Raw genomic sequence first — 9,874 nt, forward strand, 5'->3', positions numbered from 1 at the left:
GTCAGGACGCGGGCGCGCCGTTGGTCTTCTCGAGCGCGTCGAAGACCCGGGCGGTGACGTCGTCCACCGCACCCATGCCGTCGACCTCGACGAGCAGCCCACGCTCGTCGTACACCTCGATGAGCGGAGCGGTCTGCTCGGTGTAGACGTCCTGGCGGTGCCGCATGACGTCCTCGGTGTCGTCCGAGCGACCCTCGTCCTGGGCCCGCTTGAGGAGCCGCTGGACGACCTCCTCCTTGTCGACGGTCAGCACCACGACGGCGTCGAGCGACTGGCCGGCGTCGGCCAGCATCGCGTCGAGCTCGGCCACCTGGGCCACCGTGCGCGGGTACCCGTCGAGCAGGAAGCCCTGGGCGGCGTCGTCCTCCGCGATCCGGTCGCGGACCATCGCGTTGGTGACCTCGTCCGGGACGTAGTCACCTGCGTCCATGTAGCGCTTGGCCTCGAGGCCGAGCTCGGTCTCCGCCGAGACGTTGGCCCGGAAGATGTCGCCGGTCGAGACCGCCGGGACCGACAGCCGCTCGGCGATCACCTTGGCCTGGGTGCCCTTGCCGGCACCAGGGGGTCCCATCAGGATGATTCTCATCAGCGCAGGAATCCTTCGTAGTTGCGCTGCTGGAGCTGGCTCTCGATCTGCTTCACCGTGTCGAGCGCGACGCCCACCATGATCAGGATGGAGGTGCCACCGAACGGGAAGTTCTGGTTGGCGCCGACGATCGCGATCGCGACCAGCGGGACCAGGGAGATCAGGGCGAGGTACAGCGACCCGGGCAGCGTGATGCGGGACAGGACGTAGTTGAGGTATTCCTCAGTCGGCTTGCCCGCCCGGATCCCGGGGATGAAGCCGCCGTACTTCTTCATGTTGTCTGCCACTTCCTCCGGGTTGAAGGTGATGGCGACGTAGAAGTAGGTGAAGAAGATGATCAGCGCCGCGTAGAGCGCCATGTACAGCGGGTGGTCACCCTTGACCAGGTACGTCGAGATGAACGTGGACCACTTGGAGTTGCCCGCGAACTGCGCGGCCATGGCCGGCAGGTAGAGCAGGCTCGAGGCGAAGATGACCGGGATCACGCCGGCCTGGTTCACCTTGAGCGGGATGTACGTCGAGGAGCCGCCGAACATCTTGCGGCCCACCATGCGCCGGGCGTACTGCACCGGGATGCGGCGCTGGCCCTGCTCCATGAAGATGACCGCGGCGATCAGCACCAGGCCGATGGCCAGGATCAGGGTGAAGACCCACCAGCCCTTGGCGACCCGGACGGCCCACAGGTTGGCGGGGAACGTCGCGACGACCTGGGTGAAGATCAGGATCGACATGCCGTTACCGATGCCGCGGTCGGTGATCAGCTCGCCGAGCCACATGATCACCGCGGTGCCGGCGGTCATGGTGATGACCATGACCAGCATCGTCATCAGGCCCTTGTCGTAGACGAGGTCCTTGCTGCAGCCCTGCAGCAGCTGCCCGCTGCGGGCCAGCGCGACGATGCCGGTGGCCTGCAGGATGGCCAGCGCGAGGGTGAGGTAACGGGTGTACTGGGTGATCTTGGTCTGCCCCGCCTGCCCCTCCTTCTTGAGGGTCTCCAGCCGTGGGATCACCACGACCAGCAGCTGCAGGATGATGCTCGCGGTGATGTACGGCATGATGCCGAGCGCGAAGATCGTGAGGCGCAGCAGCGCCCCGCCCGAGAACAGGTTGATCAGCCCGTAGAGGCCGTCGTTCTTGGTCGCGTCGAAGCAGGCCTGCACGTTGGCCACGTTCACGCCGGGCGCGGGGATCTGCGAGCCGAGCCGGAAGATCACGACGATCAGCAGCACGAACAGCAACTTGCGTCGCAGGTCCGGCGTCCGGAACGCGTTGGCGAATGCGCCTAGCACCTGGTCCTCTTCTCCATCACGTGCGGGTGTCCCCTCGAGTCTGGGAGAGGACCCCGGAAGCCTAACAGGGGCTCGAACGGCCTGGGCTGGCGGTCAAATGCCGCAGTCCGTCTCGTTCGAGCCCCTGACCCGGAGCCTCGCTCCGGAAGACAGCTGAGCCGTCAGATCTCGGTGGTGCTGCCCCCGGCAGCCGCGATCTTCTCCTTGGCGGACGCCGAGAACGCGTGCGCGCTCACGTCGACAGCCACGGTGATCTCGCCGGACCCGAGGACCTTCACCGGCTCGCCGGCGCGGACAGCGCCCTTGGCGACGAGCTCGGCGACGCCGACGGTGCCACCGTTCGGGAACAGAGCGCTCAGGCGGTCGAGGTTGACGACCTGGAACTCCACCTTGAACGGGTTCTTGAAGCCCTTGAGCTTCGGCAGCCGCATGTGGATCGGCATCTGGCCGCCCTCGAAGGCGGCCGGAACCTGGTAGCGGGCCTTGGTGCCCTTGGTGCCTCGACCGGCGGTCTTGCCCTTGGAGCCCTCACCGCGACCCACACGGGTCTTCGCGGTCTTGGCGCCCGGGGCCGGACGCAAGTGGTGCAGCTTGAGCGTCATGTCAGTCCACCTCTTCGACGACGATCAGGTGCCTGACCGTCTGGAGCATCCCACGGATCTCGGGACGGTCCTCCTTGACGACGACGTCGCCGATGCGCTTGAGACCAAGCGTGCGGAGGGTGTCCCGCTGGTTCTTCTTGCAGCCGATCGTCGACCGCTGCTGCTGGACCTTGAGGCGCGCCATCACTGGCTCACCTCTGCTCGGGCCCGGAGCAGAGCGGCGGGAGCGACGTGCTCGACGGGGAGGCCACGGCGGGCCGCGACGGCCTCGGGCTCCTCGAGCGAGCGCAGCGCCTCGACGGTCGCGTGCACGATGTTGATCTGGTTCGAGGAGCCGAGCGACTTGCTCAGCACGTCGTGGATGCCGGCGCACTCCAGCACGGCGCGCACCGGGCCACCGGCGATCACACCGGTACCGGGAGCAGCCGGACGGAGCATGACGACGCCCGCGGCCTTCTCACCCTGGACGGGGTGCGGGATCGTGCCCTGGCTCCGGGGGACCTTGAAGAAGCTCTTCTTGGCCTCCTCGACGCCCTTGGCGATCGCCGCGGGAACTTCCTTGGCCTTGCCGTACCCGACACCGACCATGCCGTCGCCGTCGCCCACGATCACCAGGGCGGTGAAGCTGAAGCGACGACCACCCTTCACGACCTTGGCGACACGGTTGATCGCGACGACACGCTCGATGTAGGCGGTCTTGTCCGCACCCTGGCCACCGCGGCGGTCGTCGCGGCCTCCACGGCCGCCCCCTGACCCGCCACCGGCACCGGTACGGCGCTGTGATCCGCTCATGTTCGAACTACCTTCCTAACAGTCTGTGAGAACTGGTCTGTCTTCGCGATCAGAACGCGAGGCCACCCTCGCGGGCGCCGTCGGCGAGCGCTGCGACGCGCCCGTGGTACTTGTTGCCGGCGCGGTCGAAGACCACGCCGTCGACACCGGCGGCCTTGGCGCGCTCGGCGACGAGCTCACCGACCTTGCGGGCCTTGGCGGACTTGTCGCCGTCGAAGGAGCGCAGGTCGGCCTCCATCGTGCTCGCCGAGGCGAGCGTACGGCCGACCAGGTCGTCGACGACCTGCACGGTGATGTGCTTCGACGAGCGGGTGACCACGAGACGCGGACGGTCCGCCGTGCCGGAGAGCTTCTTGCGGCCCCGGACCTGGCGACGCAGCCGTGAGGCGACGCGAGCGCTCGTGTGCTTGCCGGACTTGAGTGAGATAGCCATCGTCACTTACCAGCCTTTCCGACCTTGCGACGGATCTGCTCGCCGGCGTACCGGACGCCCTTGCCCTTGTAAGGCTCGGGCTTGCGCAGCTTGCGGATGTTGGCAGCGGTTTCGCCGACGAGCTGCTTGTCGATGCCCTGGACGCCGAGCCGGGTGGGCCCGTCCACCGTGAAGGTGATCCCGTCGGGAGCGTTGAACGTGATCGTGTGCGAGTAGCCCAGCTGGAACTCCAGCTGCGTGGGGCCCTTGGACAGGACCCGGTAGCCGACGCCCACGATCTCGAGCTTCTTTTCGTAGCCCTCGGTCACGCCCTGCACCATGTTGGCGATCAGCGTGCGGGTGAGGCCGTGGAGCGACTTGCTGATGCGGTGCTCGTCGGGACGCACCACCTCGATGGAACCGTCGTCGGCGCGGCCGACGGTGATCGGCTCCGCGACGTTGTGGCTCAGGGTGCCCTTGGGGCCCTTCACCGTCACCAGGCGGTCGTCGACGGCGACGTCGACACCCGACGGGACCGTGATGGGGAGCTTGCCAATGCGCGACATGCTTGTTTCTCCTCTCGGTCTCGTCGTTACCAGACGTAGGCGAGGACTTCCCCACCCACGCCCTTCTTGTGTGCCTGACGGTCGGTCAGCAAGCCGGTGCTCGTCGAGATGATCGCGACGCCGAGGCCACCGAGCACCTTCGGGAGTCCGGTGTGCTTGGCGTAGACGCGCAGGCCGGGCTTGGAGATGCGGCGGATGCCCGCGATGGAACGCTCGCGGTTCTGGCCGTACTTCAGCGTCAGCTCGAGGGTCTTGCCGATCTCGCCCTCGGGGTTGTCCTCGACCTTCCAGGAGGAGATGTAGCCCTCCTGCTGGAGGATCTCGGCGACGCCGGCCTTCAGCTTGCTGTGAGGCATGGAGACCTCGTCGTGGTACGCCTGGTTGGCGTTTCGCAGACGCGTGAGCATGTCTGCGATCGGGTCAGTCATCGTCATGGCCGTTGCGGCCCTTTCCCACCGTGGTTTCGCAGCTCCCGGACGGGAGAGCGACCTTCAGCGATCTCGTTAGATCTGTTGCCTGGATTCGTGCAAGGACTGAGGATGTCGGCTACCAGCTGCTCTTGGTGACGCCGGGCAGCTCGCCCCGGTGCGCCATCTCGCGCAGGCAGATCCGGCAGAGGCCGAACTTGCGGTAGACGGCCTTGGGGCGGCCGCAGCGCTGGCAGCGGGTGTAGCCGCGCACCTTGAACTTCGGCGTGCGTGCCGCCTTGACCTTGAGAGATGTCTTGGCCATGGGTCACTGCTCCTTGAAGGGGAAGCCGAGCTGCTTGAGCAGCGCGCGACCCTCGTCGTCGTTCGTGGCGGTGGTCACGACCGTGATGTCCATGCCCCGCGAGCGGTCGACCTTGTCCTGGTCGATCTCGTGGAACATGACCTGCTCGGTCAGACCGAAGGTGTAGTTGCCACGCCCGTCGAACTGCTTGCCCGACAGGCCGCGGAAGTCGCGGATGCGGGGCAGCGCGATGGTGAGCAGGCGGTCCAGGAACTCCCACATGCGGTCGCCGCGCAGCGTGACGTGCGCACCGATCGGCATGCCCTCGCGCAGCTTGAACTGCGCGATGGACTTGCGGGCCTTGGTGACCTGCGGCTTCTGTCCGGTGATCGCGGTGAGGTCCTTGACCGCACCCTCGATCAGCTTGGAGTCGCGCGCAGCCTCGCCGACACCCATGTTGACCACGATCTTCGTCAGACCGGGCACCTGCATGAGGTTGGCGTAGTGGAACTGCTCCTGCATCGCGGGGATGATCTCCTCGCGGTAGCGGGTCTGCAGCCGCGGACGCTCGTTCGTGGTGGTCGTCATCAGATCTCCTCACCGGACTTGCGGGAGACGCGCGTGCTGCGCGTCGCCGCGTAGGTCGAACCGTCGGAACGGCGCTTGGTGACCTCGTCGCGACGGAAGCCGAGGCGCGTGGTGACCTTGCCCTTCGCGTCGCTGCCCTTGGGCGCGTCGACCAGGAGCATCACGTTGGACACGTGGATCGCCGCCTCCTGGGTGACGATGCCGCCGGTCGTGCCGGCGCGGCCGCCCTGGTTGACCACCTTGGTGTGCCGCTTGATGCGGTTCACGCCCTCGACGATCACGCGGTCGCGCTCGGAGTCGACCGAGATGACCTTGCCCTCGGCGCCCTTGTCCTGGCCGGCGATGACGCGCACGACATCGCCCTTCTTGATGTTCAAGTTCTTCTTCTTCGCCATGGGTCAGAGCACCTCCGGAGCCAGCGAGATGATCTTCATGAACTTCTTCTCACGCAGCTCGCGGCCCACCGGGCCGAAGATGCGGGTGCCGCGCGGCTCGAGGTCGCCCTTGAGGATCACGGCCGCGTTCTCGTCGAAGCGGATGTAGGAACCGTCGGGACGACGGCGCTCCTTCACGGTCCGCACAATGACGGCCTTGACGACTTCGCCCTTCTTGACGTTGCCACCGGGGATCGCATCCTTCACGGTGGCAACGATGACGTCGCCGATTCCGGCGTAGCGCCGACCCGAGCCACCGAGGACACGGATGCAAAGGATCTCCTTCGCACCTGTGTTGTCGGCGACCTTGAGTCGCGACTCCTGCTGGATCATCGATTCTCCTGTTGTCTCGTCGGTTCTCGGCCGGCCCTGATGACTGGCCGAGCCTGACGGAACTCTCTGTCGGACCTGGGGCTACCGCCCCGGGGGGATGTCTTACTTGGCCTTCTCGAGGACCTCGACGACGCGCCAGCGCTTCGTGGCGGACAGCGGGCGGGTCTCCTGGATCCGGACCCGGTCGCCGACGCCGCACTGGTTCTGCTCGTCGTGGGCCTTCAGCTTGCTCGTGCGTCGCAGCACCTTGCCGTAGAGCGCGTGCTTCACCCGGTCCTCGACGGAGACGACGACGGTCTTCTCCATCTTGTCGCTGACCACGAGACCCTCACGGATCTTGCGGTAGGGGCGAGTTGCTTCGGCCTGGTTGCTGCTCACGTTCGTTCCCTCGCTCATGCGGCTCCGTCCTGGGCGCCCGAGCCGGCAGGCGTCTGCCGGATCCCGAGCTCGCGCTCACGCACCACGGTGTAGATGCGGGCGATGTCACGCTTGACCGTCCGGAGACGGCCGTGGCTCTCGAGCTGGCCGGTCGCAGCCTGGAAGCGCAGGTTGAACAGCTCTTCCTTGTGCTCGCGGAGCTTCGCCTCGAGGTCGACGTTGGTCATGTCGTTCAGCTCGTGGGCAGTCGTTGCCATCAGAACTCACCACTCTCACGGGTGACGAACTTGCACTTCATCGGCAGCTTGTGGATCGCGCGACGCATCGCCTCACGGGCGACGTCCTCGTCGACACCGGCCAGCTCGAACATGATGCGTCCGGGCTTGACGTTGGCGACCCACCACTCCGGCGAACCCTTGCCGGAACCCATGCGGGTCTCGGCAGGCTTCTTGGTCAGCGGGCGGTCGGGGTAGATGTTGATCCACACCTTGCCGCCACGCTTGATGTGACGCGTCATCGCGATACGAGCGGACTCGATCTGACGGTTGGTGACGTAGGCCGGCTCGAGGGCCTGGATGCCGAAGTCGCCGAAGGCGAGTTCGGTGCCACCCTTGGCCGCGCCGGAACGCTTGGGGTGGTGCTGCTTGCGGTGCTTGACCCTGCGGGGCATCAACATGGTGCTCAGGCCTCCCCACTCGGCGTCGTGGTGGCGGCGGCGGTCGCGTCGGCTGCGGGAGCCTCGGTGGCCGGGGCTGCGGACTCCGCCGGCGCGTCGGTGCGAGCCGAACGCGTCGGACGGTCGGCGCGGGTGCCACGCGTGGGGCGCTCGCCGCCACGGGCGGGACGGCCACGGCCGGGCGCACCGGCCCGGGCAGCAGCCTGGGCCTCACGCTCGGCGCGGGTGCCCGCGACCTCGCCCTTGTAGATCCAGACCTTCACGCCGATGCGGCCGAAGGTGGTCTTGGCCTCGTAGAACCCGTAGTCGATGTCCGCACGGAGGGTGTGCAGGGGCACGCGGCCCTCGCGGTAGAACTCCGAGCGGGACATCTCGGCGCCGCCGAGACGACCCGAGCACTGGATCCGGATGCCCTTGGCGCCGCTGCGCATGGTGGTCTGCATCGCCTTGCGCATCGCGCGGCGGAACGCCACCCGACCCGCGAGCTGCTCGGCCACGCCCTGCGCGACCAGCTGAGCGTCGATCTCGGGGTTCTTGACCTCGAGGATGTTCAGCTGGACCTGCTTGCCGGTGAGCTTCTCAAGCTCGCCACGGATGCGGTCGGCCTCGGCGCCACGGCGACCGATCACGATGCCCGGACGAGCCGTGTGGATGTCCACACGGACCCGGTCCCGGGTGCGCTCGATCTCGACCTTGGAGATGCCGGCCCGCTCCATGCCCTTGGACAGGAGGCGACGGATCGCGACGTCCTCACCGACGTAGGCCTTGTACAGCTTGTCGGCGTACCAGCGGCTCTTGTGGTCGGTGGAGATGCCGAGGCGGAAACCGTTCGGGTTGATCTTCTGACCCATCAGGCGTTCCGTCCCTTCTTGTTCGACGTGGTGGACCCGGAACCCTTGGGGGTGCCGTGGTCCTCGATGCGGGGCTGCACCACGAGGGTGATGTGGCTGGTCCGCTTGTTGATCCGCGACGCCCGGCCCTGGGCCCGGGGGCGCCAGCGCTTCATCGTCGGGCCCTCGTCGACCATCGCCTTGCTGACGACCAGGGTGTCCCGGTCGAGGCTCTCGGTGCCGGCTGCGTTCGCAACGGCGCTCTCGAGGACCTTGTAGACGGTCTCGCTCGCGGCCTGCGGGGCGAACTGCAGCAGCGCCAGGGCCTCGTCGACGCCCATGCCGCGGACCATGTCCACGACGCGGCGCGCCTTCATCGGGGTGATCCGGACGAAGCGTGCGCTGGCGAAAGCGCCAGGCTCGTCGCCCAGCAGGCTCTCGCGGCGGGCGCTTACGCGCCTGCGCTCCATAGTGCTCATCTCTTCGACTCTCTCGACTCGGTCGTCAGTCTCTTGGTGGTCGGCTGCCTCCGCATCAGCGGCGGCGGGCCTTCCGGTCGTCCTTGACGTGCCCGCGGTAGGTGCGGGTCGGTGCGAACTCGCCCAGCTTGTGCCCGACCATCGAGTCGGTCACGAACACCGGGACGTGCTTGCGGCCGTCGTGCACGGCGATCGTGTGGCCGATCATGGCCGGCACGATCATCGAGCGACGTGACCACGTCTTGATGACGTTGTGGGTGCCCTTGTCGTTCTGTCCGTCCACCTTCTTGATCAGGTGGCCGTCGACGAAGGGACCCTTCTTCAGGCTGCGAGGCATGTCTTCCTATCCCTTCTAGCGACGCTTGCCGGACTTGCGGCGACGGACGATGAGCGCGTCGGAGGCCTTGCGCTTGCGCGTGCGGCCCTCCTTCTTGCCCCAGGGCGAGACCGGGTGGCGACCACCGGAGGTCTTGCCCTCACCACCGCCGTGCGGGTGGTCGACCGGGTTCATGACGACACCACGGACGGTCGGGCGGATGCCCTTCCAGCGCATGCGGCCGGCCTTGCCCCAGTTGATGTTCGACTGCTCGGCGTTGCCGACGCCGCCGATGGTGGCGCGGCAGCGGACGTCGACGTAGCGCATCTCACCGGAGGGCAGGCGCAGCTGCGCGCGGCTGCCTTCCTTGGCGACCAGCTGCGCCGAGTTGCCGGCCGAGCGGGCCATCTTGGCGCCACCGCCCGGACGAAGCTCGATGCAGTGGATCGTCGTACCCACCGGGATGTTGCGCAGCGGCAGGTTGTTGCCCGGCTTGATGTCGGCCTTGGGGCCGGCCTCGACGGTGCCACCCTGACGCAGGTTCTGCGGAGCGATGATGTACCGCTTCTCGCCGTCCGCGTAGTGCAGCAGCGCGATGCGCGCCGTGCGGTTCGGGTCGTACTCGATGTGCGCGACCTTGGCCGGCACGCCGTCCTTGTCGTAGCGACGGAAGTCGATGATCCGGTAGGCGCGCTTGTGACCGCCACCCTGGTGACGGGTGGTGATCCGGCCCTGGTTGTTGCGGCCGCCCTTCTTCGGGAGCGGGCGCACCAGCGACTTCTCCGGCGTCGACCGCGTCACCTCGACGAAGTCGGCGACCGACGAGCCACGACGGCCCGGGGTGGTCGGCTTGTACTTACGGATGCCCATGAGTTCTCAGTC

General features: G+C 67.4%; 19 protein-coding genes. All 19 read right to left on the reverse strand.

What is annotated here, in order from left to right:
• Position 1: 1 nt before the first annotated feature.
• Positions 2–586 carry an adenylate kinase gene (locus tag KRR39_RS15735; RefSeq protein WP_216938369.1) on the reverse strand — a complete coding sequence of 195 codons (585 nt, stop codon included), beginning with the start codon at positions 584–586 and terminating at the stop codon, positions 2–4.
• Entirely contained in the window at positions 586–1,875 is a 1,290-nt protein-coding gene (secY, locus tag KRR39_RS15740) for a preprotein translocase subunit SecY (RefSeq protein ID WP_216938370.1), read from the reverse strand. The genes KRR39_RS15735 and secY overlap by 1 nt, the downstream gene beginning before the upstream one ends.
• A 161-nt stretch (positions 1,876–2,036) precedes the next feature.
• On the reverse strand, positions 2,037–2,477 hold the full coding sequence (gene rplO, locus KRR39_RS15745; RefSeq protein WP_216938373.1) for a 50S ribosomal protein L15: 441 nt from the start codon (positions 2,475–2,477) through the stop codon (positions 2,037–2,039).
• Position 2,478: 1 nt separating this feature from the next.
• A complete protein-coding gene (rpmD, locus tag KRR39_RS15750) occupies positions 2,479–2,661 on the reverse strand; it encodes a 50S ribosomal protein L30 (RefSeq protein WP_216938379.1) in 183 nt (60 codons plus the stop codon).
• Complete coding sequence (gene rpsE / locus KRR39_RS15755) at positions 2,661–3,269, reverse strand: 30S ribosomal protein S5 (protein ID WP_216938380.1); 609 nt, start codon at positions 3,267–3,269, stop codon at positions 2,661–2,663. Before rpsE ends, rpmD begins: the two co-directional genes overlap by 1 nt.
• A gap of 49 nt (positions 3,270–3,318) precedes the next feature.
• On the reverse strand, positions 3,319–3,702 hold the full coding sequence (gene rplR / locus KRR39_RS15760; RefSeq protein WP_216938381.1) for a 50S ribosomal protein L18: 384 nt from the start codon (positions 3,700–3,702) through the stop codon (positions 3,319–3,321).
• A gap of 2 nt (positions 3,703–3,704) precedes the next feature.
• Complete coding sequence (gene rplF / locus KRR39_RS15765) at positions 3,705–4,247, reverse strand: 50S ribosomal protein L6 (protein WP_216938382.1); 543 nt, start codon at positions 4,245–4,247, stop codon at positions 3,705–3,707.
• Between the two features lie 26 nt (positions 4,248–4,273).
• Entirely contained in the window at positions 4,274–4,681 is a 408-nt protein-coding gene (rpsH, locus tag KRR39_RS15770) for a 30S ribosomal protein S8 (RefSeq protein ID WP_216938383.1), read from the reverse strand.
• Between the two features lie 112 nt (positions 4,682–4,793).
• Entirely contained in the window at positions 4,794–4,979 is a 186-nt protein-coding gene (locus KRR39_RS15775; RefSeq protein WP_187577247.1) for a type Z 30S ribosomal protein S14, read from the reverse strand.
• A gap of 3 nt (positions 4,980–4,982) precedes the next feature.
• A complete protein-coding gene (gene rplE, locus KRR39_RS15780) occupies positions 4,983–5,546 on the reverse strand; it encodes a 50S ribosomal protein L5 (RefSeq protein WP_216938384.1) in 564 nt (187 codons plus the stop codon).
• Entirely contained in the window at positions 5,546–5,941 is a 396-nt protein-coding gene (gene rplX, locus KRR39_RS15785; protein ID WP_216938385.1) for a 50S ribosomal protein L24, read from the reverse strand. Before rplX ends, rplE begins: the two co-directional genes overlap by 1 nt.
• A gap of 3 nt (positions 5,942–5,944) precedes the next feature.
• On the reverse strand, positions 5,945–6,313 hold the full coding sequence (gene rplN / locus KRR39_RS15790) for a 50S ribosomal protein L14 (protein WP_216938386.1): 369 nt from the start codon (positions 6,311–6,313) through the stop codon (positions 5,945–5,947).
• A 102-nt stretch (positions 6,314–6,415) separates the two neighbouring features.
• On the reverse strand, positions 6,416–6,691 hold the full coding sequence (gene rpsQ / locus KRR39_RS15795; RefSeq protein WP_436972059.1) for a 30S ribosomal protein S17: 276 nt from the start codon (positions 6,689–6,691) through the stop codon (positions 6,416–6,418).
• Between the two features lie 14 nt (positions 6,692–6,705).
• A complete protein-coding gene (gene rpmC / locus KRR39_RS15800; protein ID WP_216938388.1) occupies positions 6,706–6,948 on the reverse strand; it encodes a 50S ribosomal protein L29 in 243 nt (80 codons plus the stop codon).
• A complete protein-coding gene (gene rplP / locus KRR39_RS15805; protein WP_216938389.1) occupies positions 6,948–7,367 on the reverse strand; it encodes a 50S ribosomal protein L16 in 420 nt (139 codons plus the stop codon). The genes rpmC and rplP overlap by 1 nt, the downstream gene beginning before the upstream one ends.
• A gap of 5 nt (positions 7,368–7,372) precedes the next feature.
• A complete protein-coding gene (gene rpsC, locus KRR39_RS15810) occupies positions 7,373–8,218 on the reverse strand; it encodes a 30S ribosomal protein S3 (RefSeq protein ID WP_216938390.1) in 846 nt (281 codons plus the stop codon).
• Positions 8,218–8,676: a 50S ribosomal protein L22 gene (rplV, locus tag KRR39_RS15815; protein ID WP_216938391.1), complete on the reverse strand. Its 459-nt coding sequence runs from the start codon at positions 8,674–8,676 to the stop codon at positions 8,218–8,220. The genes rpsC and rplV overlap by 1 nt, the downstream gene beginning before the upstream one ends.
• A 55-nt stretch (positions 8,677–8,731) precedes the next feature.
• Positions 8,732–9,013, reverse strand: coding sequence for a 30S ribosomal protein S19 (gene rpsS, locus KRR39_RS15820; RefSeq protein ID WP_216938392.1), 282 nt, complete (start codon positions 9,011–9,013; stop codon positions 8,732–8,734).
• Between the two features lie 15 nt (positions 9,014–9,028).
• The gene (rplB, locus tag KRR39_RS15825; RefSeq protein WP_216938393.1) at positions 9,029–9,862 is read right to left on the reverse strand and encodes a 50S ribosomal protein L2; all 834 of its coding nucleotides are present in this window, start codon (positions 9,860–9,862) and stop codon (positions 9,029–9,031) included.
• Between the last annotated feature and the right edge of the window lie 12 nt (positions 9,863–9,874).

It is taken from the genome of Nocardioides panacis (assembly GCF_019039255.1).
Classification (GTDB): domain Bacteria; phylum Actinomycetota; class Actinomycetes; order Propionibacteriales; family Nocardioidaceae; genus Nocardioides_B; species Nocardioides_B panacis.